Source organism: Pseudonocardia oceanicola (assembly GCF_047200735.1).
Classification (GTDB): domain Bacteria; phylum Actinomycetota; class Actinomycetes; order Mycobacteriales; family Pseudonocardiaceae; genus Pseudonocardia.
Window position 1 is genome coordinate 17254 of record NZ_JBJZON010000027.1, and the last position, 26979, is coordinate 44232.

General features: G+C 74.6%; 28 protein-coding genes. 6 read left to right on the forward strand and 22 right to left on the reverse strand.

The window, feature by feature from the left end:
* Positions 1-36: 36 nt before the first annotated feature.
* The 11 genes from ACL02T_RS28530 to ftsH all read right to left on the reverse strand — a co-directional run bounded on the left by ACL02T_RS28530 (position 37) and on the right by ftsH (position 10310).
* A complete protein-coding gene (locus ACL02T_RS28530; protein ID WP_412833950.1) occupies positions 37-882 on the reverse strand; it encodes a type III pantothenate kinase in 846 nt (281 codons plus the stop codon).
* A gap of 17 nt (positions 883-899) precedes the next feature.
* A complete protein-coding gene (gene panD / locus ACL02T_RS28535; RefSeq protein ID WP_412833882.1) occupies positions 900-1307 on the reverse strand; it encodes an aspartate 1-decarboxylase in 408 nt (135 codons plus the stop codon).
* Between the two features lie 8 nt (positions 1308-1315).
* Positions 1316-2200, reverse strand: coding sequence for a pantoate--beta-alanine ligase (gene panC, locus ACL02T_RS28540; protein ID WP_412833883.1), 885 nt, complete (start codon positions 2198-2200; stop codon positions 1316-1318).
* A complete protein-coding gene (locus ACL02T_RS28545) occupies positions 2197-3123 on the reverse strand; it encodes a Rossmann-like and DUF2520 domain-containing protein (protein ID WP_412833884.1) in 927 nt (308 codons plus the stop codon). Before ACL02T_RS28545 ends, panC begins: the two co-directional genes overlap by 4 nt.
* Positions 3124-3326: 203 nt before the next feature.
* Complete coding sequence (locus ACL02T_RS28550; protein ID WP_412833885.1) at positions 3327-4793, reverse strand: PrsW family intramembrane metalloprotease; 1467 nt, start codon at positions 4791-4793, stop codon at positions 3327-3329.
* A 51-nt stretch (positions 4794-4844) separates the two neighbouring features.
* Entirely contained in the window at positions 4845-5333 is a 489-nt protein-coding gene (locus ACL02T_RS28555; protein ID WP_412833886.1) for a DUF3180 domain-containing protein, read from the reverse strand.
* Entirely contained in the window at positions 5330-5824 is a 495-nt protein-coding gene (gene folK / locus ACL02T_RS28560) for a 2-amino-4-hydroxy-6-hydroxymethyldihydropteridine diphosphokinase (RefSeq protein WP_412833887.1), read from the reverse strand. The genes ACL02T_RS28555 and folK overlap by 4 nt, the downstream gene beginning before the upstream one ends.
* Before the next feature lie 82 nt (positions 5825-5906).
* Entirely contained in the window at positions 5907-6323 is a 417-nt protein-coding gene (gene folB, locus ACL02T_RS28565) for a dihydroneopterin aldolase (protein WP_412833888.1), read from the reverse strand.
* Positions 6320-7210 (reverse strand): dihydropteroate synthase, encoded by an 891-nt coding sequence (gene folP, locus ACL02T_RS28570; protein ID WP_412833951.1) that lies wholly within the window; start codon positions 7208-7210, stop codon positions 6320-6322. The genes folB and folP overlap by 4 nt, the downstream gene beginning before the upstream one ends.
* Positions 7210-7809 (reverse strand): GTP cyclohydrolase I FolE, encoded by a 600-nt coding sequence (gene folE / locus ACL02T_RS28575; protein ID WP_412833952.1) that lies wholly within the window; start codon positions 7807-7809, stop codon positions 7210-7212. Before folE ends, folP begins: the two co-directional genes overlap by 1 nt.
* Before the next feature lie 29 nt (positions 7810-7838).
* Entirely contained in the window at positions 7839-10310 is a 2472-nt protein-coding gene (ftsH, locus tag ACL02T_RS28580) for an ATP-dependent zinc metalloprotease FtsH (protein ID WP_412833889.1), read from the reverse strand.
* Positions 10311-10703: 393 nt separating this feature from the next.
* On the opposite strand from ftsH, the gene ACL02T_RS28585 reads away from it, so the two are divergent.
* Positions 10704-11672 carry a serine protease gene (locus tag ACL02T_RS28585; protein ID WP_412833890.1) on the forward strand — a complete coding sequence of 323 codons (969 nt, stop codon included), beginning with the start codon at positions 10704-10706 and terminating at the stop codon, positions 11670-11672.
* A 13-nt stretch (positions 11673-11685) separates the two neighbouring features.
* Here the strand turns inward: ACL02T_RS28585 and hpt are convergent, their stop codons facing one another.
* The 4 genes from hpt to dacB form a co-directional block, all read right to left on the reverse strand.
* Positions 11686-12249, reverse strand: a complete 564-nt coding sequence (gene hpt, locus ACL02T_RS28590; protein WP_412833891.1) for a hypoxanthine phosphoribosyltransferase — start codon at positions 12247-12249, stop codon at positions 11686-11688.
* A 44-nt stretch (positions 12250-12293) separates the two neighbouring features.
* Positions 12294-13241 (reverse strand): tRNA lysidine(34) synthetase TilS, encoded by a 948-nt coding sequence (gene tilS, locus ACL02T_RS28595; protein WP_412833892.1) that lies wholly within the window; start codon positions 13239-13241, stop codon positions 12294-12296.
* Positions 13242-13340: 99 nt separating this feature from the next.
* Positions 13341-14366 (reverse strand): Rv3626c family coenzyme F420 biosynthesis-associated protein, encoded by a 1026-nt coding sequence (locus tag ACL02T_RS28600; protein WP_412833953.1) that lies wholly within the window; start codon positions 14364-14366, stop codon positions 13341-13343.
* A gap of 67 nt (positions 14367-14433) precedes the next feature.
* Complete coding sequence (gene dacB, locus ACL02T_RS28605) at positions 14434-15885, reverse strand: D-alanyl-D-alanine carboxypeptidase/D-alanyl-D-alanine endopeptidase (protein ID WP_412833893.1); 1452 nt, start codon at positions 15883-15885, stop codon at positions 14434-14436.
* 177 nt (positions 15886-16062) lie between these two features.
* On the opposite strand from dacB, the gene ACL02T_RS28610 reads away from it, so the two are divergent.
* Entirely contained in the window at positions 16063-16587 is a 525-nt protein-coding gene (locus ACL02T_RS28610; RefSeq protein WP_412833894.1) for an inorganic diphosphatase, read from the forward strand.
* Positions 16588-16647: 60 nt separating this feature from the next.
* Here the strand turns inward: ACL02T_RS28610 and ACL02T_RS28615 are convergent, their stop codons facing one another.
* From ACL02T_RS28615 to ACL02T_RS28630, 4 genes are all read right to left on the reverse strand, one after another.
* Positions 16648-17103 carry a MarR family winged helix-turn-helix transcriptional regulator gene (locus ACL02T_RS28615; RefSeq protein WP_412833895.1) on the reverse strand — a complete coding sequence of 152 codons (456 nt, stop codon included), beginning with the start codon at positions 17101-17103 and terminating at the stop codon, positions 16648-16650.
* Positions 17104-17110: 7 nt separating this feature from the next.
* On the reverse strand, positions 17111-18322 hold the full coding sequence (locus tag ACL02T_RS28620) for an acetyl-CoA C-acetyltransferase (protein ID WP_412833896.1): 1212 nt from the start codon (positions 18320-18322) through the stop codon (positions 17111-17113).
* Positions 18323-18626: 304 nt separating this feature from the next.
* Complete coding sequence (locus ACL02T_RS28625) at positions 18627-19082, reverse strand: MaoC family dehydratase (protein WP_412833897.1); 456 nt, start codon at positions 19080-19082, stop codon at positions 18627-18629.
* A 159-nt stretch (positions 19083-19241) separates the two neighbouring features.
* Positions 19242-19829 carry a hypothetical protein gene (locus ACL02T_RS28630; protein ID WP_412833898.1) on the reverse strand — a complete coding sequence of 196 codons (588 nt, stop codon included), beginning with the start codon at positions 19827-19829 and terminating at the stop codon, positions 19242-19244.
* A 410-nt stretch (positions 19830-20239) separates the two neighbouring features.
* Here ACL02T_RS28630 and ACL02T_RS28635 point away from each other — a divergent pair, with 410 nt between their 5' ends.
* The 4 genes from ACL02T_RS28635 to ACL02T_RS28650 all read left to right on the forward strand — a co-directional run bounded on the left by ACL02T_RS28635 (position 20240) and on the right by ACL02T_RS28650 (position 23246).
* The gene (locus tag ACL02T_RS28635) at positions 20240-21196 is read left to right on the forward strand and encodes an ATP-binding protein (RefSeq protein ID WP_412833899.1); all 957 of its coding nucleotides are present in this window, start codon (positions 20240-20242) and stop codon (positions 21194-21196) included.
* A 21-nt stretch (positions 21197-21217) separates the two neighbouring features.
* Positions 21218-21982, forward strand: a complete 765-nt coding sequence (locus ACL02T_RS28640; protein ID WP_412833900.1) for a transglutaminase family protein — start codon at positions 21218-21220, stop codon at positions 21980-21982.
* Between the two features lie 158 nt (positions 21983-22140).
* Positions 22141-22908 (forward strand): 5'/3'-nucleotidase SurE, encoded by a 768-nt coding sequence (gene surE / locus ACL02T_RS28645; RefSeq protein ID WP_412833901.1) that lies wholly within the window; start codon positions 22141-22143, stop codon positions 22906-22908.
* Between the two features lie 149 nt (positions 22909-23057).
* The gene (locus ACL02T_RS28650; RefSeq protein ID WP_412833902.1) at positions 23058-23246 is read left to right on the forward strand and encodes a hypothetical protein; all 189 of its coding nucleotides are present in this window, start codon (positions 23058-23060) and stop codon (positions 23244-23246) included.
* 42 nt (positions 23247-23288) lie between these two features.
* Here the strand turns inward: ACL02T_RS28650 and ACL02T_RS28655 are convergent, their stop codons facing one another.
* The 3 genes from ACL02T_RS28655 to ACL02T_RS28665 form a co-directional block, all read right to left on the reverse strand.
* The gene (locus ACL02T_RS28655; protein ID WP_412833903.1) at positions 23289-23678 is read right to left on the reverse strand and encodes a hypothetical protein; all 390 of its coding nucleotides are present in this window, start codon (positions 23676-23678) and stop codon (positions 23289-23291) included.
* A gap of 93 nt (positions 23679-23771) precedes the next feature.
* Entirely contained in the window at positions 23772-24932 is a 1161-nt protein-coding gene (locus ACL02T_RS28660; RefSeq protein WP_412833904.1) for an acyl-CoA dehydrogenase family protein, read from the reverse strand.
* Positions 24919-26955, reverse strand: coding sequence for an acetyl/propionyl/methylcrotonyl-CoA carboxylase subunit alpha (locus ACL02T_RS28665; RefSeq protein ID WP_412833905.1), 2037 nt, complete (start codon positions 26953-26955; stop codon positions 24919-24921). Before ACL02T_RS28665 ends, ACL02T_RS28660 begins: the two co-directional genes overlap by 14 nt.
* Positions 26956-26979: the final 24 nt, after the last annotated feature.

The following is a 26979-nucleotide window of genomic DNA, read 5'->3' on the forward strand; positions in this document are numbered from 1 at the left end:
CGGGGGGGCGCGGCTCGTCGGTCACGCCGGGTAAGGCTAGACGGCGGTACCGCGCGCTGCCCGCGCGGTGTCCGCCCGCAGGTCCGTCACGTCGACGCTGTTCACGGCCGGGCTGCGGACGTTGCGCTCGAAGGTGAGTCGCAGGCCCTCCAGCGTCAGATCCGGGGCGTACTCGGTGATGGTGTCCGAGATGCCCCTCATCAACGGTGCGAGACCGCCGGTGCCCAGCACGATGACCGGGCCCGCGCCGGGACCGAGCTCACTGATGATGCGGCGCACCAGGCCGTCGACCTGGCCGGCGAACCCGTAGAGCACGCCGGACTGCAGACACTCCACGGTGTTCTTGCCGATCACCGAGCGCGGCGGCACGAACTCCACCGTCCGCAGCGCCGCGGCGCGACGGGCAAGCGCGTCCATCGAGATCTCGATGCCGGGTGCGAGGGCGCCCCCGAGGAACTCCCCCTTCGCCGACACCACGTCGATGTTCGTCGAGGTCCCGAAATCGACGACGATGCAGGCGGTGGCGTGGCGGTGGTGCGCGGCGAGCGTGTTCACCACCCGGTCCGCGCCCACCTCGCGCGGGTTGTCGACCAGCAGCGGCACGCCGGTGCGCACCCCCGGACCGACGACGACCGTGGGCATCCGCGCCGCCCGCCGCTCCAGCATCAGCCGCAGCTCGCGCAGCAGCAACGGCACCGTGGAGAGCGCGGCGACGCCGCCGACCCGGGCCGCGTAGTCGCCGAGCATGGCGCGGACCGCGACCTCCAGCTCGTCGGCCGTGATCCGCGGGTCGGTGCGCATCCGCCAGTCCCGGAGAAGGTGCTCGCCCTCGTACACGCCCAGGGCGATCTGGGTGTTGCCGATGTCGACGCAGAGCAGCATGTCGACCGCCGGGGGACTCACCGCGAGCCGGAGAGCAGCCCCGAGCCCTCCGGCGCGTGGGCCGGGTCCGAGCCCAGCTCGACGATCGCGTTCTCGTCGTCGACGAACACGACCTTCGGCGAGTAGGTGAGCAGCTCGGCCTCGTCGAGCTGGCCGTACGCGATCAGGATGACGAGGTCGCCGGGGTGCACGAGGTGCGCGGCGGCGCCGTTGATCCCGATGACGCCGCTGCCCCGTTCACCGGGGATCACGTAGGTCTCCAGCCGGGCGCCGTTGGTGATGTCGACGATCGCGACCTGCTCGCCCTCCAGCAGGTCGGCGGCCTCCATCAGGTCGCGGTCGACGGTCACCGAGCCGACGTAGTGCAGGTCGGCCTGGGTCACCGTGGCGCGGTGGATCTTCGAGGTCATCATGGTGCGCAGCACTGTGACTCCTAGAGCTGGACGGGGAGGTTGTCGATGAGGCGGGTGGTGCCGATCCTGGCGGCGACGAGCAGCCGGGCCCGGCCGCCGTCGACCGGTTCCCCGAGCGACTCGGCATCGCGCAGCTCCAGGTACTCGACCTGCAACGCCGGCTCGGCGTCGAGGACCGCGCGGGCCCGCTCGAGGACGGCCGCGGGACCGTACGCCGACACGGCCGCGCCCTCGCGCAGCGCGCGGGACAGGGTGACGGCGCGGGCCCGCTCGTCGGCGGAGAGGTAGACGTTGCGCGAGGACAGCGCCAGCCCGTCCGGTTCGCGGACGGTCGGGACACCGACCACCGACAGCGGGAAGTCCAGGTCGCGCACCATCTTCTTCACCAGCGCGAGCTGCTGGTAGTCCTTCTCGCCGAAGAACGCGACGTCGGGGCCGACGATGTGGAAGAGCTTCGAGACGACGGTGAGCATTCCGTCGAAGTGTCCCGGCCTGCTCAGCCCCTCGAGGTCGGTCCCGAGCGCGCCGGCGGCGATCCGGGTGTCCGAGCCCGGCGGGTACATGTGCTCGACGGAGGGCGTGAACACGAGCTCGACGCCCTCCTCGCGGCACACGTCGAGGTCGCGCCCGAGCGGTCGCGGGTAGGTCGTGAGGTCCTCGTGCGGGCCGAACTGCAGCGGGTTCACGAAGATGCTGACGACCGGCACCACGGCGCCGGGGACCGACCGCGCGTGCCGGATGAGCTCGCGGTGGCCCTCGTGCAGCGCGCCCATCGTCGGCACGAGCACGACCTTGCGCCCGGACGCCCGCAGCGCGCGGGTGACGGGGGTCAGCCCGGCCGGGTCGTCGTGCACGGTCAGCCGGCCGCGGGCGTAGCCGTTGCGGGTGCGGGCCGGTGCGGTCACCGGTGCTCCTCCGAGTCGTCGAGGGCGGCGCGGACCTCGTCCGCCGCGTGGTCGGGCAACAGCCCGCCCTCCGCGGCGCGGTGCGCGGTGCGGCGGGCGAGGGTGCGGTAGGTGTCGGCGAGCTCGGGGTCGGCCCGGTCCAGCTCGCGGAGATGGGTGCGGACGGTGCCGACGTCGCCGCGCGCGACGGGTCCGGTCAGCGCCCGGTCGCCGTGCCGCAGCGCGTTGTCCAGCGCGGCGGACAGCAGCGGACCGATCAGGCGCTCGGCGGACGGGGAACCGGCGGTCGACTCGCCGCGGAGGACGGCCTCGTCCAGGAGATCCGTGCAGTCCCGCACCAACGTGACCAGGTGGTTCGCGCCGTGGGCGAGGGCCGCGTGATAGAGCGGGCGGGCCCGCTCGGGCACCCGGACCGGCTCCGCGCCAAGTTCCAGGACCAGCGCCTCGCCCACGTTCCAGGCGGCCTCGTCGTCCGCCCGGGCGGTCACCGCGATGCAGCAGCCGGTGAGGCGCTGGACGTCCTCGGGGCGTCCGGTGAAGGTCATGACCGGGTGCAGGGCGAGCGGCAGGACCCCGTGCTCGACGGCCGGGTCCAGCAGGTCGACGCCGTGCGCGCCGGCGGTGTGGACCACGATCTGGCCGGGGCGGAAGGCGCCGGCGGCGGCGAGCCCGCGGACCAGACCGGGCAGCACGTCGTCCGGGACGGCGAGGAGGGCGAGGTCCGCCGCGCGGATCACCTCGTCGGGGGCGACGAGCGGGGCGTCGGGCAGGAGCGTCCCGGCACGGTGCACGGACGCCCGGGAGACCGCGGAGGTCGCGACGACCCGGTGCCCCACCGCGTCCCACGCGGCACCCAGAACGGCTCCGACACGGCCGGCGGACACCACTCCGACGGCCAGCCGGGCGGGCCGGCCAGCACTCATCACGCGCTCCTGCAGTCGTTCCAGTCCACCAGGGGTACCGGACGTTGTGGTCGACATCGATCGGCGACGACGGCACGAGGGTAGGCGCGCGATCAGCCTCCGGGGAGGGCCGCGTGACGGGCTTCACCGGCACGGGCGGCTCACACGCCGCTCACGCGGGCGTCACGTGGTGGTGATCGGGCCCCGACGGCGGGGAGGACCGATCAGCGCCGGGGCGGCGGCCCCCAGCCCGGCGGGGGGCCGGGTGGGGGCTGCTGGCCACGCGGGGGCAGGCCGGGGGCGCCGTAGGTCGGCTGGGGGCCGTGGCCGGGGACGGGCGGGCCGTGGACCGGGGCACCCGGGGGCGGCGGGCCGTACCCGGGGGTGGCGTAGCCCTGCGACGGCGGGCCGGCGGGCGGGGACGCGAAGGGGTGGGGCGGGGGGGCCCAGCCGGGGGCCGGCGCGGGCGGCGGGGTCCAGCCGGGCGGGTGCTGGTTGCCCCAGGCCGCGGTGAGCGCGTCGGGCATGCCGAGCGCCCGCGCCCGGGCCTTGGCGAGGGCGCGCAGCCGCTCGTGCATCAGATCCTCGGCGCTGTCGCGCACCGCACCGCGGGCGATCCGCGACCGCAGGAAGGCCAGCTCGGTGACCGCGGACTGGTACTCGGCCACGGCGCGAGCGGCGTGCGGGCCCGAGCGCTGCCGGACGGCCCGGCGCCAGCCCCGCCGCTTCGCCAGGTTGCCGAGCAGCGGCACCTCGCTCCACGCGATCCAGCCCGCCTGCGCGAACGAGGGCAGCTGCTCCGCGACGGTCCTCGCCTCGCGCCGCCGCTGCCAGAGCACCACGACGGTCAGCCCGAGGAACAGCGGCACCATGATCACGAGGTAGACCTGCACGAACCCGGTCCCGCCGAGCACCGAGGCGGCACCGTTCCACATCGCGTGCAGCAGGACCGCGACCAGGTAGCCGGCCAGCACCGCGAGCACCCGCACCGCGGTGCTGCGGCTGGCCGCGGCGATGCCCGCACCGATGCCGGTCATCGCCGTGAACAGCGGGTGCGCGAAGGGCGAGAACACCCCGCGCAACAGCAGCACGGCCAGCACGCCGCCGCTCTGCCCGGCCACGGCGTCCTCGGCGAACGCCCGGCCGAGGTAGAGGATGTTCTCGGTGAAGGCGAAGCCCGCGGCGACCAGGCCCGCGTAGACGATCCCGTCGACGATCCCGTCGAACTCCCGGCGCCGCCAGATCAGCAGCCCGACGAGGAAGAGCCCCTTGAGCGCCTCCTCGACGAACGGGGCGATCACGACCGAGCCCAGGACGTCGCCGCTGCCGCGGCCGAGCAGGGCGTCGACCGCGAGGGCCGCGCTCGAGTTGATGATCAACGCGGACAGGGCCGCGAAACACGCGCCCCAGAGGAACGCGATCAGCAGCATGCGCGGCGGCTCGGGCTCCCACCGGTCGATCCACAGGAACGTCGCCACGACCGGGCCGACCGGGAGCAGCGCGCAGAGCGCCCCGACCAGCACCCCGCCGGGGCCGACCGTGGTCCCGACCAGCCCCAGCACCACCAGCCCGCACACGCCCAGCGCCACCAGCCCGACGACCGGCAGCAGCACGCCCTTGCGCCGCGCGGCGTGGGTGAGCCGCGTGGTCGGCTCCGCGGGCGGGTGTCCGGTGGGGACGGGGTAGGCCATGGCGGGAGCCTACTTTCAGGCCCCGACATCCACCGGCGGTCGCCGCCACCGCTACCGGGCGGCGGTCCCGTTCCCGGGTCCGTCGTCGCGGCGCCGCTCGTCGGGGTCGTCGGGCGTGCGGCAGCAGTGCTCCAGCCACAGCGCGCCGCCCACCAGCACCAGCGCGCACACCAGCCCGACGATCGCGGCGACGGTGTCCGAGGCCGCGGCGGTGACCACCGACGCGCGCGGCAGCACGTACGCCAGCAGCCCCGTCCACAGCCCGGCCACGAGCGCGCCCCCGACTGCCGACGCCTGCGCGACCAGCACCGCCCGGGCCGCCACCAGCGGCTCGACCGGCCTGCTGCCGCGCCGCCGCTCCACCCGGCCCTTGAGGATCCACCCGGCGACGGCCTCGGCCAGGCCGAGCACGCCGAGCGTGACGCCGGCGGGCACGGGGAACGAGGGCAGCGTGCCGTAGGTCAGGCTGACGACCAGGTGCGCCACGATCCCGGCGCCGAGGAAGGCGACGAGCAGGTCGCGGGGCCGGATCGGCGTCACCGCAGGACCAGGTCCGGCCGCGGGCGCACGGTTGCCGTCTCCCCGTCGGGCAGCGCGGCGAGCAGGTCGGCGACCCGCCCGTGGCCGGGCAGGACCGCGTCGGGCTCGACGTCGAGCCACGGGATCAGCACCGTCGCCCGCTCCGGCGTGCCGGGGTGCGGGAGCAGCAGCTCCGGATCGTCGCTGGTCACCCCGTCGACGGTGACGACGTCGACGTCGAGGGTGCGCGGGCCCCACCGGACCTCGCGGACCCGCCCGGCGGCCTGCTCCAGCTCCTGCCCGCGCCGCAGCCAGCCCCGGTGATCGACCGCGGGGTCCTCGACGATCAGGACCGCGTTGAGGAAGTCCGGCTGCTCGACCCCGCCCCACGGCGCGGTCTCGTAGACGGGCGAGGCGGCGACCAGCGCGTCGCGGAACCCCTCGACGGCCCCCCGCAGGTGGCCGAAGCGGTCGCCCAGGTTCGAGCCCAGCGACAGGACCGCGCGGCTCACGGAGCCCCTCCCGCGGAGCGGGCGGCGCCGTCGCTCCCGAGGTCCGAACGCGCGCGCCGGGCGCGCAGGGCCGGAGCCGGGGTCACGCCGGGATCACCGAGCCCCGTCCGCGGTCACGCCGGGTGCGGCGGGCGACCACGGCGACGTCGGCGAAATCCAGCGGGATCGGCGCGCTCGGCTTGTGCAGGGTGACCTCGACGGCCTGCACCCGTTCGTCCGTCATGACCGCGTCGGCGATCTCCGCCGACACCGTCTCGATGAGGTTCCGTGGTTCGCCCGCGACGATCGCCGCGGCCCGCTCGGCCAGCTCGCCGTAGTGCACCGTCCTGGTGAGGTCGTCCGTGGCGGCCGCCTCCCGTAGGTCCAGCCACAGCACGACGTCGACGACGAAGTCCTGCCCGTCCCGCTTCTCGTGGTCGAACACGCCGTGGTGCCCGCGCACGCGCAGGCCGCGCAGCTCGATGCGGTCCGTGTCGAAGACGCTGTCGCCCGGACTCATGCCGGCGGTTCCCCCAACCAGGGCCCGGTGCGGGCCCGCGAGGACCCCAGCCGGTACGCGGTGCTGACGGCCACGGCGTCCATCGTCGACTCGACGTCGTGCACCCGGACGCCCCAGGCGCCCACGTGCGCGGCCAGCGCGCTGATCGCGGCGGTGGCGCCGTCCCGGCCGACGGGCGGGCGGACCCTGCCCTCGGCGTCGGCGAGCAGCTGACCGAGGAAGCGCTTGCGCGAGGCCCCCACCAGCACCGGGAAGCCCAGCGCGACCAGCACGTCCAGCCGGCGCAGCAACGCCCAGTTGTGCGCGGCCGTCTTCGCGAAGCCCAGCCCGGGGTCGAGGATCAGCCGGTCCGGGTCCACCCCGGCCATGACCGCGGCGTCGGCCCGCGCCACCAGCTCCTGGCGCACCTCGCCGATGACGTCCTCGTAGGACGCGAGCTCCTGCATCCGGTCGCTGTGCCCGCGCCAGTGCATGAGGATCCACGGCACGCGCAGGGACGCGACGGCGACGGCCATCCGCGGGTCGGCCAACCCGCCCGAGACGTCGTTGACGACCTCGGCACCCGCCTCGACCGCCGCCTCGGCGACCTCGGCGCGGGTGGTGTCGACACTGACCCGCACACCCTCGGCCACCAGCTCGCGGATCACCGGGACCACGCGCTCGCGCTCGGTGGGGGCGTCGACCCGGCCGGCACCCGGACGGGTGGACTCGCCCCCGACGTCGACGAGGTCGGCCCCCGCGTCGCGCATGGCGACCCCGTGGGCGACGGCGTGCTCCCGGTCGACGTAACGGCCGCCGTCGGAGAAGGAGTCCGGGGTGACGTTGAGGATGCCCATCACCACGCAGCGGCCGGGATGCGGGACGCGCCCCTCCAGCCGGCCCGTCATCACGTGCCCCGGATCAGCGAGAGCGCCTCCGCGCGCGAGGACGGGGAGGTCTGGAAGAGCCCCCGGACGGCGGAGGTGGTCGTGCGCGAGCCCGGCTTGCGGATGCCGCGCATCGCCATGCACAGGTGCTCGGCGTCGATCACCACGATCACCCCGCGCGGGTCCAGCTTGCGGACCAGCGCGTCGGCGACCTGCCCGGTCAGCCGCTCCTGGACCTGCGGCCGCTTCGCGTAGAGGTCGACCACGCGGGCGATCTTCGACAGCCCGGTCACGCGCCCCTCGACCGACGGGATGTAGCCGACGTGCGCGACCCCGTGGAACGGCACGAGGTGGTGCTCGCAGGTGCTGTACAGCGGGATGTCCTTGACGAGCACGAGCTCGCCGTGGCCCTCGTCGAACGTCCGCTCGAGGACCGTGGCCGGGTCGACGTACAACCCGGCGAAGATCTCCTCGTAGGCGCGCGCGACGCGGCCCGGGGTGTCCCGCAGGCCCTCGCGGTCGGGGTCCTCCCCGAGCGCCATCAACAGCTCGCGGACCGCTGCCTCGGCGCGCGCGTGGTCGACGCCCGCCGCGGCCCTGCGCTCCGCCGCCGTGTAGATCGGGGCCTGGCCGTCCGTCGTTCCGGTGCTCAGTTCCTGCTCCCTGCGTCGGGGTCCTGCGGACCCGGCGCCTCCGGGCCCTCCGGGGCCGGGCGCGGCGCGGGCTCGTGCCCGAGCTGCTGCGTCGGCTGCTCCGGGGAGGCCTGCCGGTGACCCTGCTCCTGCTCCCGCCCGTGCGCCGGGGTGTGCTCCTGGGCGGTCGGCTCGTCCTGGTGCGCCGCCCAGTTCGGCGGCGGCCAGGTCTGCCCGGCCGGCGTGGTGGCGGGACGCCAGTCCGCCGGTGCGCCGTAGTTCGGCGCCACCGCGTAGGGCGGCTGCTGCGCCTGGTACCCGGGGGCGGGCTGCGGGGCCTGGCCGCGGCCGCTGGCCGCGCCGTTGCCCTGGGCGTGGGCACCGTTGGCGTAACCGGTGTCGTGCGGCCGGGTCGGCGCCTCGGACGGGAACCCGCCGGGATAGCCCCCGCCGTGGGGACCGGGCAGCGGGCCGGGGCCGCCGTTCGGGCCCGGGGAGGGGACGCCGTTGCTGCCGCCCGGGTACGAGCCGACCGGGGCCGGCTCGCGCTCGGTCTCCGGAGGCCAGGTCTCGCCGCGCTCGCGGGCCAGCTCCGCCCGCGTCTTGATCGGCGGCTTGTCCGAGGGCGTGCGATCACCGAAGTCGTTGAACGCGGTGATCCGCGGCCGCTTCTCGACGTGGGAGAAGATCCGCTCCAGGTCCCTGCGGGTGAGCGTCTCCTTGTCCAGCAGCTCGACGACGAGGTTGTCCAGCACGTCCCGGTAGGTGTTGAGGATCTCCCACGCCTCGGTGTGCGCCGCCTCGATGAGCTTGCGCACCTCCTCGTCGATCTCGTGGGCGACCTCGAGCGAGTAGTCCGCCTGGTTCCCCATCGACCGGCCGAGGAAGGGGTCGCCCTGCTCGCGGCCGTAGCGGACCGCGCCGAGCCGGGCGCTCATGCCGTACTCGGTCACCATGGCGCGCGCGATCTTGGTGGCCTGGTCGATGTCCGACGACGCGCCGGTGGTCGGCTCGTGGAACACGAGCTCCTCGGCCGAGCGCCCGCCCATGGCGAAGACCAGCCGGCCGATCATCTCCGACCGGGTCATCAGGCCCTTGTCGTCCTCGGGGACGACGAGCGCGTGCCCGCCGGTGCGCCCGCGCGGCAGGATCGTGAGCTTGTAGACCGGCTCGAGGTCCGGCATCGCCCACGCGGCCAGCGCGTGCCCGCCCTCGTGGTAGGCGGTGATCTTCCTCTCCTGGTCGGAGATGATCTTGCTCTTGCGCTTGGGGCCGCCGACCACGCGGTCGACCGACTCCTCCAGGGCGGCGCCGGTGATCAACGACCCGTTCTCGCGGGCGGTGAGCAGCGCGGCCTCGTTGATGACGTTGGCCAGGTCGGCGCCGGACATCCCGACGGTGCGCTTGGCCAGCCCGTCGAAGTCGACGTCGTTCGCGAACGGCTTGCCCTTGGCGTGCACCGCCAGGATCGCCTTGCGACCGGCCAGGTCCGGGGCACCGACGGGGATCTGCCGGTCGAAGCGGCCGGGGCGCAGCAGCGCCGGGTCGAGGATGTCCGGCCGGTTGGTGGCGGCGATCAGGATGATCCCGCCGCGCGCGTCGAACCCGTCCATCTCGACGAGGAGCTGGTTCAGCGTCTGCTCCCGCTCGTCGTGCCCGCCGCCGAGCCCCGCGCCGCGCTGGCGGCCGACCGCGTCGATCTCGTCGACGAAGATGATGCAGGGCGAGTTCTGCTTGGCCTGCTCGAACAGGTCCCGCACGCGGGACGCGCCGACACCGACGAACATCTCGACGAAGTCCGAGCCGGAGATCGTGTAGAACGGCACGCCCGCCTCGCCCGCGACCGCGCGGGCCAGCAGCGTCTTGCCGGTGCCGGGCGGGCCGTAGAGCAGCACGCCCTTCGGGATCTTCGCGCCGAGCGCCTGGTAGCGACCCGGGCTCTGCAGGAAGTCCTTGATCTCGTAGAGCTCCTCGACCGCCTCGTCCGCGCCGGCGACGTCGGTGAAGGTGGTCTTGGGCATGTCCTTGGACAGCTGCTTGGCCTTCGACTTGCCGAAGGACATGACCCGGTTCCCGCCGCCCTGGGCGTTGTTCATCATCCAGAACAGGACCAGGAGCACCAGGCCCAGCGGGATCAGGTAGATCAGCATCGTGGTCAGGAACGAGTCCTGCCGCACGACGGTGTTGAAGTTCGCGACCCCGGCGTCCTGCAGGCGCGTGAAGACCGAGTCCGCCGCGGCGGCGGGGTACTGCGTGATGATCTTGGTGCTGCCGTCGACCGGGTTGGTCAGGTCGAGGCGGAGCCGCTGCTCCTTGTCCTCGATCGTGGCCTCCGCCACGTTGCGCGCGTCGATCTGCTGCAGCGCCGTCGAGGTCGGGACCTGCGTGTAACCGCGGGTGTCGTCGAACAGCACCGAGAACGCGAAGTAGACCAGGACCACGACGAGGATCCAGATCAAGGGGTTGCGGAGCAGGCGCTTGCGGTCCATGCAGCTTCGGCCCTGGTGGCCTTCACCTTCCCGAGTGTGCTTTCCGGTCCCGCGTTGGCGGCGACGCGCCGACCGGCCTGATCCGCCAGGATAGCTGCCGTCGGGCCGGCCCGCGCCACTGCGCCGGGCGCGGGCCGGCGGGGCGATCGTGTCCGGTCAACGATCGACGCCGGGGCTGGGTTCCCGCGCGTCCGCGCAGGCCCCGGCCGACGCCGGAGGCCCCGCCGCGGTCGCGGGCCCGCACCGGACCGCCACCCGGCTCCTCGCCGGTCGTCGCGTGATGGTGGGGTATCCCCGCGCCGGACGTGTCGTTGGACCCTGGCGGCGGGTACTCGCGGGGCCGGATCGTGGCGGGCGGACGTCATGGCAGGTCGGGGCAGCAAGGGGTGGCGGATGGGTGTCGGATCGGGCGGTGCCGTGCGGGGACCGGGGTCCTGGCCCCGGCGGACGGCGGTCGCCGCGGCGGCGCTGGGGATGGCCGCGGCGGCGTTGCTCCTCCCCTCGACCGCGACCGCCCGCCCCACACTGGCGGCGCCGGCCGCCGCGCCGGTCTGGGCGGCCCGGGAGGGCGCCGCGGTGCACCCCGGCGTGGGCACGACCACGCAGGGCGGTGGCACCTGCACCAGCAACTTCGTCTTCCGCGGCGGCGACGGCACGGTCTACCTCGGGCAGGCCGCGCACTGCGCCGGCACCGGGCAGTCCACCGAGACGGACGGCTGCACCTCGGCCACCATGCCCGTCGGCACCGCGGTGACGGTGCGCGGCGACGGCGGCTTCACCACCACCGGGACGCTCGCCTACAGCTCCTGGGTCACCATGCAGCGCCGCGGCGAGACCGACCCGAACACCTGTGCCTACAACGACTTCGCGCTGGTGAGGCTGCCTGTCGAGGCCGTGGCCGTGACCAACCCGAGCGTGCCGTGGTTCGGCGGCCCCACGGGCGTCGCGACGACGGGGCTGCCGGCCGGCGCCCAGGCGTTCAGCTACGGCAACTCGCCGGCCCGCGGCGGTGTGAGCGCGCTCAGCCCGAAGGCGGGGGTCAGCGCCGGCGACGTCGGCGACGGCTGGGGGCACATCGTGTACACGGTCAGCCCGGGGGTGCCCGGCGACTCCGGCAGCGCGTTCCTCGACGCCTCCGGCCGCGGGATCGGGCTGCTGTCCACGCTGAACCTGGCCCCGCTGCCGGTCAGCAACGGCGTGTCCGACCTGGCGCGGGTGCTGGCCTACGCCAACACCCACGGCGAGCTCGGCGACCTCTCCCTGGTCGACGGCACCGCGCCGTTCACCCCGACCCCGCCCGGCGTGGCGCCGGAGGAGCTCGCCCCGCCGGCGGGGCCGCCGGTGGGCGCCACCACCTCGTGAGCGGCGGCGCCGGTCAGGCGTAGACGGACGGGTCGAGCGTGCCGATGTAGGGCAGGTCGCGGTAGCGCTCGCCGTAGTCCAGCCCGTAACCCACGACGAACTCGTTGGGGATGTCGAAGCCCACGTACCGCACGGGCACCTCGACCTTCACCGCGTCGGGCTTGCGGAGCAGCGTGACCACCTCGAGCGAGGCGGGCTGACGCGACTCCAGGTTCTTGAGCAGCCAGGACAGGGTGAGCCCGGAGTCGATGATGTCCTCGACGATCAGCACGTGCCGGCCGGCGATGTCGCGGTCGAGGTCCTTGAGGATCCGCACCACGCCCGACGACGAGGTCGACGAGCCGTAGGAGCTGACCGCCATGAACTCCAGCTGCACCGGCAGGGGCAACGCCCGGGCGAAGTCGGTCATGAACATCACGGCGCCCTTCAGGACGCCGACGAGCAGGAGATCGGACTCACGGCCGCCGGGAGCGCAGCGGTCGGCGTAGTCCTTGCCGATCTGCTCGGCGAGCTCGGCGGTCTTCTCGCCGAGCTGCTGCTCGGTGACCAGGACGGACGCGATGTCCTCGTCGTACACGGGGTGGGACCTCTCGCTCGGCGATCGTTCTGCGCGCGGCGGGATCAGCCCGGCCGTGCGGGTAGGAGCCTGTCATGCTCGCGGACGACGTCCAACCCGCCGGGGAGCCGCGGCCCGCCCTGCCCGCGCCAGGCGCCGACGAGGGCGTCCGCCGCCCGCAGGTGGGCGTCGGTCACCGCGCTCGCGCCGGACTCCAGGAGCCATTCGCGCAGCACCCGTCGCCGGACCGCGGCGGGCACCTCGTGCAGGACGTCCACCCGCAGGGCGTTCCCGTCCCGCGCCTCGGCACTCACCCGGTCCGCCCACGCGGCGAGCGCCTCGTCGTCCTCGCGGAGCTGCGCGGCCGTGCGGGCGAGGGCCTCGGCCACCCCGCCGGCGAGCACGTCGTCGAGCAGGGGGAGCACCTCGGCGCGCAGCCGGGACCGGACGAACCGCGGATCGCTGTTGTGCGGGTCCTCCCACGGCGCCGGATCACCCGCGCAGGCCTCCCTGACCCGGGCCCGGCGCAGGCCGAGCAGCGGGCGCAGCCAGGGCTCGTCCCACTCCCGCATGCCGGCGAGGGAGCGCGCCCCGGAGCCGCGGCCGAGCCCGAGGAGCACGGTCTCGGCCTGGTCGTCGAGGGTGTGCCCGAGCAGGACCGGGGAGCAGGGGTGCGGCCGGGCGGCGGCGAGGGCCGAGTAGCGGGCTCGGCGCGCGGCGGCCTCCGTGCCGCCCGGACCGTCGACGGTCACGGGGTGCACCCGGGCGTCGATCCCCCGCGCGCGCAGATCCGCGGCGAGGGCTTCCGAGCGGCCGGTGGACCCCTCCTGCAGCCGGTGGTCGACGATCGCCGCGACGACGCCGGCCGGCCGCTCGGCGTGCGCGGCGAGCAGCAGGGCCAGCGAGTCCGCCCCGCCGGAGCACCCGACGACCAGCGGCGCCTCCCGCACCTGCGGAGGCAACCTCCCCAGCGCACCACGAACGGCCCGCTGCACCTCGGCCCTCGCCTGCATCAGGGTTCCACAGTGCACAGATCGGCCGAAGGATCGCGCACTACGGTTCCAGAACGCGGTCAGAGGGCCGGGTGTTGCGCATCATGGTTCCCGAGTCGGTCAGGCCACGCGGGCGAGCCACTGCTCGGGAGCGGCGAGCTCGCTCCGCGTGGGCAGCGTGTTCGGCGAGTTCCACACCTTGTTGAACCCGGCCATGCCCGCCTCGCCGACCACGTGCGTGGTGAACGCCGAGCCCAGCGCGTACTGCTTGACCTTGGCCTCGACGCCGAGCAGCGCGCGCAGCACCCGGTCGACGATCCCGCCGCCCCGGCGGCGCACGGTGAACCGCGCCCGGATCGTCTCGACCGTCGGGACCACCTCGGGCCCGGCCGCGTCCATCACGTGGTCCGCGTGCCCCTCCAGCAGCGTGGTGAGCGCGATCAGCCGGTCCAGCACCGCGCGCTGCTCGGGCCCCTGCAGCAGCTCCACCAGCGCCAGCGAGTCCCCCTTGGCCGCCTTGAAGGCCCGCACCGCCTCGGGCAGCCGCTCGATCATCGCGGCACCACCCGCCGTGCTCATCGACAGGAACCGGCCGACCTCGGCGGCGAAGTGCTCGCGCAGCCACGGCACGGCGGTGAACTGCAGCCGGTGGGTGGCCTCGTGCAGGCACACCCACAGCCCGAAGTCCTCGGAGGGGACGTCGAGGGCCTGCTGGGCGGCGTAGACGTTGGGCGCGACGAGCAGCAGCCTGCCGTCCTTCGCCGGCCCGCCGAACGGGTCGTACTGGCCCAGCACCCGGGCCCCGACGAACGCGAGCACCCCGCCGATCTGCAGGCCGGAGGTCGTGGCGGTGACCGCCCGGGCGGCCCGCGCGGTGCGGGGCAGCCGGGCGCCCGCGGTGAGCTCGGCCATCCCGTCCACCGCCGCGGCGGCCCACGCCGGCCGGTCGACGACGTCGGCGGGCAGCAACGGCAGACCCTCCCCCAGCCCGGTCACGGTCCGGACGTGCCCCTCCGCCACCGCCGCGTCCGTGCGCAGCCGCTCGACCAGCTCGGTCGCCACCGCACTGCTCACCGGCGGGCCCGCGGGGACCAGCCGCGCGGCGGTCCGCCGGGCCAGGCCCCAGTTCACGGGCAGACCGGACACGGTGTCGGGATCGAGGTCCGTGGCGGTGGGGCGGGTGGGGGCGTTCACCTGCGCCACGCTACGCGTCTCAGCGGCAGCCGCAGCGGCTCAGCGTGGCCGCGATGGTGTCCAGCCGCGGCCGCACGACCGCCGGCGACTCCCCGTTGGACAGGAACGCGAAGACGAGCAGCCGGCCGTCGACGTCCGTGACCACGCCGGCCAGCGCGTTGACGGCGGTGAGGGTGCCGGTCTTGGCCCGCACCACGCCCCGGCCCGCCGACGCGGTGCCGGTGGCGAAGCGGTCGTCGAGCGTGCCGTCGCCGCCCGCGACCGGCAGCCCGGAGACGATCGGGCGCAGGAACTCGGTGCCCTCCCCCGGCCCGGTGGGTGCCGCGGCCGCGGCCAGCAGCGCGCCGAGCAGCCGCGGCGGGACGCGGTCGGCGGTGGAGAGGCCGCTGCCGTCGACCATGTGCGCGCCGGTGACGTCGAAGCCGGACTGGGCGAGCGCGGCCAGCACCTGCTCGGCGCTCCCGGCGAAGGACGGGTCGCCCCCGCGGGCCGTCGCGACGTCCCGGGCGAGGGCCTCGGCCAGCACGTTGTCCGACGTGGTCATCAGGTGCTCGACCAGCGTCGACACCGGGGCCGAGTAGACCTGGCCGAGCGGCTTCGCGTCCGCCGGCGCGGTGCCCTCGACGACGGCCGAGGCGGACAGGCCGAGCTTGCGCGCGAAGGCCTCCCCGGCGTCGAGGGCCGGGGTGGTCGTGCGGGCCCCGTCCTGCTCCGCCGGGTCGAGCCGGCCGCCGTCGAGCATCAGCGGGACGATCGGCGTGATGTTGCCCGCCGGGATGTCCGCCGGGTCCCACCCCGGCGCGAGCACCGGTCCGGTGAAGGCGCTCGTGTCGACGACGACCGAGGTGATCTCCTGCCCGGCCGTCGCCTCCTGCACCGCGGCGACGAGGTCGTCGAGCCGGGCGGGCTCGGGATAGGTGCCGGTGCGGCCCGCCGGGAGCGCGGTGAGCGTGGGGTCGCCGCCGCCGACGAGCACGACCTGCCCGGGCTCCGCGCCCGCGACCGCGCGGGTGACGAGCCGGTCGGTCGGGTCGAGGGTCAGCAGGGTGGCCGCGGCCGTCAGGAGCTTGCCGGCACTGCCCGGAACGAGAGGCTCCTCCGGTGATTGCTGCCACAGCGGGGCGGGCGAGGCTCCGGTGCCGGGCGGCGCCGACGGGTCGACGACGACGCCGGCGAAGTCGCCGAGGGCGCTCGAGGCGGCGAGGGGATCGAGCACCGAGCCGAGCCCGGCGGCACTCGGCACGGGGGCGTCGGCCGGCAGCGCGGTGAGCTCGGGAACCGGGGCCGGAAGGTCCTTCTCGGCCCGCGCGGCCGCGGTGAGCCCCAGGTCTGCCAGCACGTTCGGGGCCTGGACGGCCAGCGTGCCGCCCACACCGGCGGCGAGCGCGAGGACGACGAGGACCACCAGGACGATGCGTCCGGGCCTCGTCGGCAGCCTCAGGGTGTCGCCGATCCGCCGGCCGAGTCCCACCTGCCCACCGCTCCCTCCGACCGCTGACACCGGCGGCGCCGGCGGGGGTCCACGGCCCCGGCCGGTCACGACCGGCCCGACGCGGTCCCCCACACTAGAGGTAGTCGCCGCGCCGTCGACCGTCGCGGCCTGCACCAGTCACGACCGACAGGCACGACCGACCACAAGGAGCATCCCGTGGACTTCGACGTTCTCATCGAGATCCCCAAGGGCGGCCGGAACAAGTACGAGGTGGACCACAAGACCGGTCGGCTCCGCCTCGACCGGACGCTCTTCACCGCCACCCAGTACCCGGCGGACTACGGCTTCATCGAGGACACCCTCGGCGAGGACGGGGACCCGCTCGACGCGCTGGTCCTCGTGCAGGAGCCGACCTTCCCGGGCTGCCTGATCCGGTCGCGGGCGATCGGCATGTTCCGGATGAAGGACGAGAAGGGCGGCGACGACAAGGTCCTCTGCGTCCCGGCCGACGACCCGCGCCAGGAGCACCTGCGCGACATCCACCACCTGCCCGAGTTCGACCGGGCGGAGATCCAGCACTTCTTCGAGATCTACAAGACGCTCGAGCCGGGCAAGAGCGTCGAGGGCGCGTCCTGGGTCGGCCGTGCCGACGCCGAGCGCGAGATCAAGGCCTCGTGGGAGCGGGCGCGTCGGGCCGCCGAGGCCGAGGCCGAGGCCGAGGGCCAGCCCGTCGAGCACTGAGCCGGGATCCCGGCCCGGACGGCGGTCCGGGCCGGTCGCCGGGAGCCGGGAGCCGCGGCCTCAGGGCCGCGACCACTGCTCCTCCATGCCGGTCGTGAAGCGGCCGAGCAGCCGGGTGAGCGTGGCCCGCTCCTCCGGCGACCAGTCGGCCATGATCGCGGCGATCCGATCGTTGCGGAGCCGCCGGTTCTCCGCGAAGACCCGCTCGCCCTCGTCCGTCGCGGCGACGAGGAAGGCGCGCCCGTCCTCCGGGTCCGGGGTGCGCGCCACGTAGCCCAGCCGCACGAGCTGCGCGACCTGCCGGCTCACCGTCGAGGGGTCGGAGTGCACCGCCTCCGCGAGCGCGCCCGTCCGCCGCGGCCCGCCCTTCACCAGGTGCACCAGCAGCAGGTAGGCCGCGCGGTCGACCGCGTCGGGGTTGGCCGCCTGGTGCTGGGCCTGGGCGCGGTCGACCAGCCGGATGAGTCGGACGAGCTGGGTGCCCAGCTCGTCCGACTCATCGGGGTCGAGACCCACCGGCGTGTCAGACGCGCTCGAACAGCGCGGCGAGGCCCTGCCCGCCGCCGATGCACATCGTCTCGAGCCCGTAGCGGGCGTCCCGACGGACCATCTCCCGGGCCAGGGTGGCCAGGATCCGCCCGCCGGTCGCGCCCACCGGGTGCCCGAGCGAGATCCCGGACCCGTTGACGTTCATCCGGTCGAAGTCCGACGGGGTGAACCCCCACTCCCGGGTGCAGGCCAGCGCCTGCGCGGCGAACGCCTCGTTCAGCTCGATCAGGTCGACGTCCTTGAGCGCCACCTCGGCCTGGTCCAGCGTCTTGGCCACGGCCGGGACCGGCCCGATCCCCATCGTCTTCGGCGGCACCCCACCGACACCCCAGGAGACCAGCTTGACCAGCGGGCGCAGCCCCAGCTCGGCGGCCTTCTCCGGGGAGGTGACGACGCAGACCGCCGCGCCGTCGTTCTGCCCCGAGGCGTTGCCCGCGGTCACCGTGGCCTCGGCGTCCTGCTTGCCCATGATCGGACGCAGCTTCGCCAGCGTCTCCACGCTCGAGTCCGGCCGGATGTGCTCGTCGGCGTCGACCACGGTGTCTCCCTTACGGCCCTTCACCGTGACCGGCACGATCTCCTCGGCGAACCGGCCCTCGGCCTGGGCCGCCGCCGCCCGCCGGTGGCTGCGCACCGCGAACTCGTCCTGCTCCTCGCGCGGGATCGAGTACTCCTTGCGCAGGTTCTCCGCGGTCTCGATCATCCCGCCCGGCACCGGGTGGTGGTCCCCGCCGGCGGTGACCCGGCCGCGGGCCAGCGAGTCGTGCAGCATGACGCCCGGTCCGCCCTTGGCGCCCCACCGCATCGCGGTGGAGTAGAACGACGCGTTGGACATCGACTCCGCGCCCCCGGCCAGCACCACCTCGGACGCACCGGTCTGCACCTGCATCGCGGCGTAGAGCACCGCCTGCAGCCCCGACCCGCAACGCCGGTCGATCTGCAGACCCGACGCCGTGACCGGCAGCCCCGCGTCCAGCGCGGCCACCCGGCCCAACGCCGGCGAGTCCATCGTCGGGTAGCAGTGGCCCAGCAGCACGTCGTCGACGGACTCCGGCGGCAGGCCGGTGCGCTCCATCAGCGCCGCGATCACGGTCGACGCCAGCGTCTTCACCGGCACGTCCCGCAGCGACCCGCCGAAGCCCCCCACCGGGGTCCGCAGCGGCTCGCAGATCACCGCGTCGCGCATGATGTCTCCCCTCTCCCGGCCCCGCTCGGTGCCGGTGTCCGTTCCGCGAACCCCGCTCAGTACGGATGTGCGCTCCGCAAGCCCCGCCCAGTACCGATGCTCGCTCCGCAAGCCCCGCCCAGTACCGATGCTCGCTCCGCAAGCCCCGCCCAGTACCGATGCTCGCTCCGCAAGCCCCGCCCAGTACCGATGCTCGCTCCGCAAGCCCCGCTCAGTACCGATGCTCGCTCCGCAAGCCCCGCTCAGTACCGATGCTCGCTCCGCAAGCTCCGCTCAGTACCGATGCTCGCTCCGCAAGCTCCGCTCAGACGTACTGGCGGGTCAGCCACTCGGCGACGACCGCGGGCCGCTCCGAGCCCTCCAGCTCGACCGTCACCCTGGTGGTCAGCTGGACGGCACCGTCCTTGGTGTCCTCGACGTCGACCAGGTCGACGACCCCGCGGACCTTGCTGTCCACGGGCACGGGTGCGGTGAACCGCACCTTGTTCAGGCCGTAGTTGATGCCCATCCGGGCGCCCTCGATCGAGTAGACGTCCTTCACCAGCACCGGCAGCAGCGACAGGCTCAGGAAGCCGTGCGCGATCGTCTTGCCGAACGGACCCTCGGCGGCCTTGGCCGCGTCCACGTGGATCCACTGGTGGTCACCCGTCGCCTCCGCGAACTGGTCGATGTGCTTCTGCTCGACCGTGACCCACTCGGACTCCCCGAGCCGGGTGCCCTTGGCCTCGCGGATCTCGTCCACGCCGTTGAAGACGCGCATCGTCCACCTCTTGAGTGCGTGCTGTAGCTGCCTGTTCTCCCCCGCAACCCTGCCACACCGGCGGGGTCCGAGCGGGCGGGCCGTGGCCCACCCCACGGCGCCACCACCCGGCACGTTCCCGACGCGCGCGGCGAGGGCCGGCGAGGGGGTCGACGGCAGTCAGCGGGCGAAGGTGCCGCGCAGCTCGAGCCGGGCCGGGGCGCCCGCGCCGGGCTCGACCCCGCCCGCCGGCGCCAGCGCCGCGACCAGCCGGATCTCGATCCGCCGGCCGGGCAGCGGCTGCATCCGGAACACACCCTGCACCCGGTGCGCGGCCCCCTCGGGCGGCGGTGGCACCTCGGCCGGCGCGGCCAGCGCCGGGCCGGCGCGCAGCAGCCCCCGGACCGCCACCACGTCGTGCCGGATCCGGCGCAGGTCCGCGCACGCGAGCCACCGGGGTCCGGGCGGGGACTCGTCCCCGGACGCTTCCCCTGCGGCGTCCGTGGCCTCGGCGCCGGCAGCCTCGGCGGTCCCCGTGGAAGCCGCGGCCGTGGCACCGGGTCCGGCCGGGCGCCCGGCGAACTCGATGCTCAGCTCGGGATCGGCCCCGAACACCGGCAGCACCAGCACCCCCCAGCCCACGGCGGCGGGCAGGTCCTCCCCGCCCGGGCGGCGGATCACCGCGGAGGCGGACGCGACGTCGAGCAGGTGCACCGCGGAGGCGCCGGGATCCGGCGAGCGCGCGGGGTCGGTGAGCTCGGCCGTCACGTGGCGCCCACCTCCTCCTCGTCACTCGCGCGGATCGTCCTACCCGTCGGGCGACGGGTCGATCGCGTTCCGGCCGGACAACGACGCCACCGTCGCGGGGATTTTCTCCGGGATCGACGGAAAAGCCTCGGCAACTGCATTCCGTGACCGCTCGACCACGCGATCGCACTCGATCGTGCAGCGCGGCCGCGGCCGGCCGCCACGCTCACCACCTGCGTATCGATCGGTCGTGTCACACCGTCCACCCGTCCGAGCCGTGTCCGCCCGCTTTCGAGTTCACCTCCGAGCCCTGCTCCGTGCGGGCACCGCGACCGTCGGACACGCTCCGCGACGGGTACTGCTCCATTCGGCGTGCCCGCTGCCCGCGCACTACTCTGCGCTGCGGACCGGCGTTCGGGGGTGGAAAGGGCATGGACCAGCGCGCGGTTCGGGACGCACCCGGGCGGGAGACCGACGGGATGGTCCACGAGGGCGTGCCCTACCGCGAGCCCGCCCTCCTCGCCCGCGAGCTGCACGGCCCGGTGGACGACGCACTCCGCGGCGGCGGGCAGGTCGTCGCCGTGCTCGACGACCCGAACCGGGCCGCGCTCGAGACCGTCCTCGGATCGGCCGCCTCGGCCGTCGACTGGCGGGATCCCGTCGAGGTGCACCGGGTCCCGGCCTTCACCGTGGCCAGCCGTTGGGCGCGGTTGGCCCGCCGCAACCCCCGTCCCGAGGCGCGCACGACCGTGATCGCCCAGCACCTGGACCTGCCCGGCCTCGACCGCGCACACTGGATCCGGCTGGACGCGGCCCTGACCGTCGCCCTCGACGGCCTGCCCGTCACCATGCTGTGCCCGTGCCCGGCCGACGGTGACCTGGAACTGGTCCGCGCGACCCACCCCTCGCTGCGGGTCGACGGGGAGAGCCGGCCGACGGGTGGTCCGCGCAATCCGGTGCAGGTCGTCGCCGAGTACCCGCCGCCGCCCCCGCCGGACCTCGGCCCCCCGACCGCCGAGCTGACGGTCACGCTCGCCGCGCTCCCGGCCGTGCGGCACCTGGTCGCCGAGACCGCTCCGACGGCCGGGCTGGACCCCGAGCGCACCGCCGACCTCGTGCTCGCGGTCAACGAGATCGCCACGAACAGCCTCGAGCACGGCCCGGGCAGCGCGCGGCTGCGGCTGTGGGCCCGGGACGGGCTCGTGGCCGAGGTGTACGACGTCGGCCGGATGGCCGTCCCGTTCCCGGGGATGGTGGCCCCACCCACGTCGGGCGTACGCGGGCGCGGCCTGTGGCTCGCCTCCGAGCTGACCGACGTCCTGCAGGTCTGGAGCGACGACTCCGGCACCACCGTCCGCCTGCTCGCGGAGCCGACGGGGGCGGGCTGAGCCGTGGAGCCGGAGGGGCCGGTGGCCCGCTTCGTCGCACTCGTCGCCCGGCCCGAGCCCCCGCTCGACGAGGCGGCCCTCGCGCTCGCCGCGGGCGCCGATCCGGATCTCGACCCGGCCCCCTGGCTCGCCGAACTGGACCGGCTGGCAGAGGGCGTCGACTCGGTCCCCGGCCTCGTGCGACGGCTGTTCGTGGACGAGGGCTTCACCGGCAACAGCACCGACTACACCGATCCCCGCAACTCGCTGCTACCGCATGTGCTGACCCGCCGCACCGGCATCCCGATCACACTCGCCGTGGTGGCGATCGAGGTGGCACGGCGGGCCGGGCTCCGGCTGGAGGGCGTCGGCATGCCGGGTCACTTCCTCGTCCGGGTGGCCGACACCGAGCAGTACCTGGACGTGTTCGACGGCGGTCGCCGGCTGGACCGGGCGGGCTGCGAGGAGCGCTTCCGGGCCGTGACCGGATCGGCCGCACCCTTCGGCCCGGAGCTGCTGCCCCGCACGTCGACCCGGGACATCCTGGTCCGGATGCTGGAGAACCTGCGGGCGGTGTATCGGACGCGCGGCAGGCCCGCGGACCGCGAATGGGTGCTGCGAATGCGCCTGGCGGTGCGGGCGGACGAGGAGCGGCTCGTCGAGCTGGGCGAGGTGCTGGGCGCACAGGCCCGCTGGGACGAGGGCGCCCGGCTCATCACCGCCTACCTGGCCGGCGGTGCCCGCCCGCCGGAGCAGGAGGAGCGGTTGCGGCGCGCCGCACGCTCCCTGCTGGCCCACCTCAACTGACACCCTGCGCGGCAGCGTCCTGGACGCGGGGGACCGCGCTGCACGAAGTCCCGACTCGCGCACCCGGATCTCCCGACCCGCGGAACATCATCCGGCCTTCCCGCGAGTCGCGAGTTCCGGCGGCGCGAGTCGCGGACGGCTGAATTATCGTCGGCGGGGTGCGCGCCCTGATCACGAACGACGACGGCATCGCGTCCCCCGGGCTCCACGCCCTCGCGCTCGGCGCGCTCGAGGCGGGGTTCGACGTCACGGTCGCCGCGCCGCACGTGGACTCGACCGGTGTGGGTGCGTCGGTCTTCGCGGTGGCCGAGGACCGGCGCGTGAAGGTACACCCCCAGGTGCTGCCCGGGCTCGAGCGGGTGCCGGCCTTCTCGGTGGAGGCCCACCCGGCGTTCATCGTGCACGCCGCCGGCGACGGCTGGTTCGACCCGCGGCCCGACATCGTGTTGTCGGGGATCAACGTCGGCGCCAACGTCGGGCACGCGGTGATCCACTCCGGGACGGTCGGGGCGGTGCTCACCGGGGCCCTCAAGGGCTGGTCCGGGCTCGCGACCTCCCTGGACTGCGGCCTGCACGGCCGCGACGGCGCGCACTGGGAGTCCGTGGTCGCACTGCTGCCGGAGGTGCTCGAGGTGCTGCTCGCCCGCCCGCGCGGGACCGTGCTCTCGCTCAACGTCCCGGACAGGCCGAGCGCCGAGCTCGGGCCCCTGCGTGAGGCGGAACTGGCCGACTTCGGCGCGGTGCAGGTGCGGGTCGAGCACGAGTCGGGCGTCGAGGGCGCGCCGGGCACGCTGCGCACCACGATCTCCGAGCCCGACGAGCCGGCTCCGGAGGACACGGACGTCGCCCTCCTCGCCCAGGGCCACCCCACGCTCAGCGAGCTGCGCTCGGTGTCCTCGGTCCCCGGCCTGCTCGACGGTCGGTGACCACCCTCCGTCACCATCCCGCCCGACGCACGACTCCTCGGTGACGCCGGACGTTCACCTCGACATCCCTCGCGAGCAGCGTGGTCACCGCTGTGGCACGAGTGACCCCCGAATCAGGGGTGACCAGTGACACGCAGCACACTGTCCCGATGACACAGGGGGCGAGGCCGGACGGTGGGCAGCGGCACGAGTGGTCCACCCGCTTCTCACGGGCCGTGGCGGAAGAGATCCGGGGCGGCGTGGCCAGCGGGGTCCTGACCTGGGCCGAGGCCGATCAGCTCCTGGCCCGGCTGCGCACGGTCGTCGAGCAGGCGCTGGAACCCCTGCCCGTCGGCTGAGCGTCTGACTCCGGCCGCGGGCCCGCCCGAGCGTTCGCCCGGTCAGTGCTCGTCGCGGCCGGTGAGCATCTCCTCGAGCTGGTCCGCCACCTGCACGACGAGCCGGAAGGGCCGGTCGAAGGCCGTGACCTCCCCCTCGTGCAGCGGGATCGAGTGCCGGAACACGACCACGCCGTCCTGCGCCGCCACCCCGCCCACCACGGACTCACCGGCCTTCGCCAGCAGGGTGCACAGGTCGAGATCGCCGAGCTTGCCGACGGGCGAGGCGATCTGCGCCCACGGGAGGTCGTCCTCGCCCGTCACGCTCCGGACGACCACCAGCTGGGTGCGCTCCCCCGTGGTCGGCAGGTTGAACCACAGCTCGGTGTCGGTCGAGCGCATCACCTCGTACCGCACCCGCACGTAGGACACCAGGTCGTTCCAGCTGGCCACGTCGCTTCCTCCCCCGCTCCCGCGCGGGCCTGCTGCGGGCCCGGCGCGAGGGCAACCTACCGCGTGCCGGAGCACCGCCTGCAGGCCACGCCGCTACAGGCCGAGGTGCCGGGCGATGAGCATGCGCTGGACCTCCGAGGTGCCCTCGCCGATCTCCAGGATCTTGGCGTCCCGGTAGAAGCGGCCGACGGGGTACTCGTTCATGAAGCCGTAGCCGCCGAAGATCTGCGTGGCGTCCCGGGCGTTGTCCATCGCCGCGTTGGAGGACACCAGCTTCGCGATGGCCGCCTCCTTCTTGAACGGCTGGCCCTGGAGCATCTTCGCCGCGGCCGCGTAGTAGGCCAGCCGCGCGGTGTGCGCCCGGACCTCCATGTCGGCGATCTTGAACTGGATCGCCTGGTAGTGGCCGATCGGGTGACCGAAGGCCTCGCGCTCGTGGGCGTAGCGCAGCGACTCGTCGACGCAGCCCTGCGCCAGCCCGACCGAGAGCGCGGCGATCGCGATGCGCCCCTCGTCCAGGATGGACAGGAACTGGGCGTAGCCCCGGCCGCGCTCGCCGAGCAGGTTCCCGGCCGGCACCCGGACGTCGTCGAAGAACAGCTCGCGGGTGTCCGACGCCGACCAGCCGACCTTCGAGTACTTCTCGCTCACCGTAAACCCGGGCGTCCCGGACGGCACGACGATCGCGGAGATCTCCTTCTTGCCGTCCCGCTCGCCGGTGACCGCGGTGACCGTGACGAGCTCGGTGATGTCGGTGCCGGAGTTGGTGATGAAGCACTTCGAACCGTTGATCACCCACTCGTCGCCGTCGAGCTTCGCGGTGGTGCGGGTGGCGCCCGCGTCCGACCCGCCGCCGGGCTCGGTGAGCCCGAAGGCGCCGAGCTTCTCGCCCGCGGCGAGCTGCGGCAGCCACTTCGCCTTCTGCTCATCGGTGCCGAACCGGCTGATCGGCATGGCGCCGAGCGAGACGCCCGCCTCCAGGGTGATCGCGACGGAGGAGTCGACCCGGGCCAGCTCCTCCAGCGCGAGGCAGAGGGCGAAGTAGTCGCCGCCCATTCCGCCGTACTCCTCGGCGATCGGCAGGCCGAACAGGCCCATCGCCCCCATCTTGCGCACCAGGTCGTACGGGAAGTCGCCGCGCTCGTAGAACTCCCCGATGACCGGGGCGACCTCCTTCTGCGCGAAGTCCTCGACCGTCGCCCGCAGTGCCGCGTGCTCCTCGGACAGCTCACCATGAGAATCAAACGCTGCCATCGGTTTCTCCTTCGGTGTCCCCCTCGACGACGAGGAGGACGGCGTCCTTCGCGACCGTCCCGCCGGGGCGGGCCCGCAGTTCGCGGACCGTGCCGTCGACGGGCGCGGTGAGCACGTGCTCCATCTTCATGGCCTCGACCACGACCAGCGTCTGCCCCGCCGTGACCGGCTGACCCTCGGTGACCTCCACGACGGTCACGGTGCCGGGCATCGGGGAGAGCACGGGCCCGCCCGCCCCGGCGGCGGCCTCCTCGGCCGCGGCCTCGAGGGCCTCCTGTTCGCGCACGGCCCAGGCCAGGCCGTCGCGTCCGATCCAGTGCACCCCGGACTCGTCCCGAGCGACCGCGTACTCCCTGGTCACCCCAGCCTGTACGTGCGTGACGCCACCCGCCACGGGCCGGGTCGACGTGCCGAAGGGCTCGCCGCCGTCGACGGACAGCTGCGCGTCGGCGACGCGGCCGCGGGAGCGGACCTCGACCGGCTCGTGCCCGGCGACGACCAGGCGCCGGGTGGTCCAGGCGGCCTCGCCGACGCGCCAGCCGCCGGGGATGTCGAACGGGTCGACGACCTCGCCCGTACCGGTGTCGGGCGGCTCGAGGTCGAGCAGGGCGAGCCCGGTGGCCACCCCGACGACGTCGGCCGGCAGGTCCTGCCCCGTCAACGCCTCGAGCCGGCGCCCGACCAGCCCGGTGTCGAGGTTCCCGGCCCGGACGTCGGGGTCGGCGAGCAGCGCGCGGAGGAATCCGATGTTGGTGCCGAGCCCGAGCAGCACGGTGTCGGCCAGAGCGGCGTCGAGCCGGCCCAGCGCCTCGGCCCGGTCCGCACCGTGCGCGATGATCTTCGAGAGCATCGGGTCGTAGTCCGAGCCGACGACCCCGCCCTCGGCGATCCCGGAGTCCACCCGGACCCCGGGCAGGTCGGCCGGCTCGCGCAGGGCCAGGATCCGCCCGCCGGTGGGCAGGAAGCCCGCGGCCGGGTCCTCGGCGTAGACCCGGACCTCGATCGCGTGCCCGCGCGGCACCCGCTCGGCCGGCCACGGCGCCCGCTCCCCGGCCGCGACCCGCAGCTGCGCCTCGACCAGGTCGATGCCGTAGACCTCCTCGGTCACCGGGTGCTCCACCTGCAGCCGCGTGTTCATCTCCATGAAGAAGAACTCGAGTTCCTCCCCGCCCGTCCCGGAGTCGCCGCCGACGATGAACTCCACGGTGCCCGCGCCGACGTACCCGCAGGCCCGGGCGGCCTCGCAGGCCGCGCGGCCCATCGCCTCCCGCTGCTCGGGGGACAGCAGCGGGGACGGGGCCTCCTCGACGATCTTCTGGTGGCGGCGCTGCAGCGAGCACTCCCGCTCGCCCAGGTGCACCACGTTGCCGTGCGTGTCGGCCAGCACCTGGATCTCGATGTGGCGCGGCGTGGTGATCAGCCGTTCGACCAGCAGGGTGTCGTCGCCGAACGAGCTGCGGGCCTCCCGGCGCGCGGACGCGATGGCATCGGCCAGGTCCTCGGCCCGGTGGACCTCGCGCATGCCCTTGCCGCCGCCGCCCGCGGAGGGCTTGAGCAGCACCGGGAACTCGACCTGCTCGACGGCCAGGGCCAGATCGGCGTCGGAGAGCCCGACCCCGTCCGAACCCGGCACCACCGGGACGCCCGCCTTGGCCACGGTCTGCTTGGCGCGGATCTTGTCGCCCATCGCCTCGATCGCGCTGGACGGCGGGCCGACGAACACGATCCCCGCCGCCTCGCACGCCGCGGCGAAGGCGGTGTTCTCGGAAAGGAAGCCGTAGCCGGGGTGGATCGCCTCCGCCCCGGTGGCCTTCGCCGCCTCGATCACGGTGTCGATCGCCAGGTAGGACTCCGACGCGGCCGCGGGCCCGAGCCGCACGGCGACGTCCGCGGCGGCCACGTGCGGGGCGCCCGCATCGGCGTCGGAGTACACGGCCACGGACCGGACGCCGAGCGCGCGCAGGGTGCGGATGACGCGGACCGCGATCTCCCCGCGGTTCGCCACGAGCACGGTCGAGAACATCAACACCCCTCCCCGGTCATTGCA

Bases quoted from the DNA above. Each gene is read 5' to 3' on its own strand.
- ACL02T_RS28650 (WP_412833902.1), top strand. From the start codon at position 23,058: ATGACACAGGGGGCGAGGCCGGACGGTGGGCAGCGGCACGAGTGGTCC.
- ACL02T_RS28660 (WP_412833904.1), bottom strand. From the start codon at position 24,932: ATGGCAGCGTTTGATTCTCATGGTGAGCTGTCCGAGGAGCACGCGGCA.
- ftsH (WP_412833889.1), bottom strand. From the start codon at position 10,310: ATGGACCGCAAGCGCCTGCTCCGCAACCCCTTGATCTGGATCCTCGTC.
- ACL02T_RS28550 (WP_412833885.1), bottom strand. From the start codon at position 4,793: ATGGCCTACCCCGTCCCCACCGGACACCCGCCCGCGGAGCCGACCACG.
- ACL02T_RS28585 (WP_412833890.1), top strand. From the start codon at position 10,704: ATGGGTGTCGGATCGGGCGGTGCCGTGCGGGGACCGGGGTCCTGGCCC.
- ACL02T_RS28530 (WP_412833950.1), bottom strand. From the start codon at position 882: ATGCTGCTCTGCGTCGACATCGGCAACACCCAGATCGCCCTGGGCGTG.
- ACL02T_RS28635 (WP_412833899.1), top strand. From the start codon at position 20,240: ATGGACCAGCGCGCGGTTCGGGACGCACCCGGGCGGGAGACCGACGGG.
- folB (WP_412833888.1), bottom strand. From the start codon at position 6,323: ATGAGTCCGGGCGACAGCGTCTTCGACACGGACCGCATCGAGCTGCGC.
- ACL02T_RS28625 (WP_412833897.1), bottom strand. From the start codon at position 19,082: ATGCGCGTCTTCAACGGCGTGGACGAGATCCGCGAGGCCAAGGGCACC.
- folP (WP_412833951.1), bottom strand. From the start codon at position 7,210: ATGACGGGCCGGCTGGAGGGGCGCGTCCCGCATCCCGGCCGCTGCGTG.
- ACL02T_RS28545 (WP_412833884.1), bottom strand. From the start codon at position 3,123: ATGAGTGCTGGCCGGCCCGCCCGGCTGGCCGTCGGAGTGGTGTCCGCC.
- ACL02T_RS28665 (WP_412833905.1), bottom strand. From the start codon at position 26,955: ATGTTCTCGACCGTGCTCGTGGCGAACCGCGGGGAGATCGCGGTCCGC.
- tilS (WP_412833892.1), bottom strand. From the start codon at position 13,241: ATGCAGGCGAGGGCCGAGGTGCAGCGGGCCGTTCGTGGTGCGCTGGGG.
- ACL02T_RS28620 (WP_412833896.1), bottom strand. From the start codon at position 18,322: ATGCGCGACGCGGTGATCTGCGAGCCGCTGCGGACCCCGGTGGGGGGC.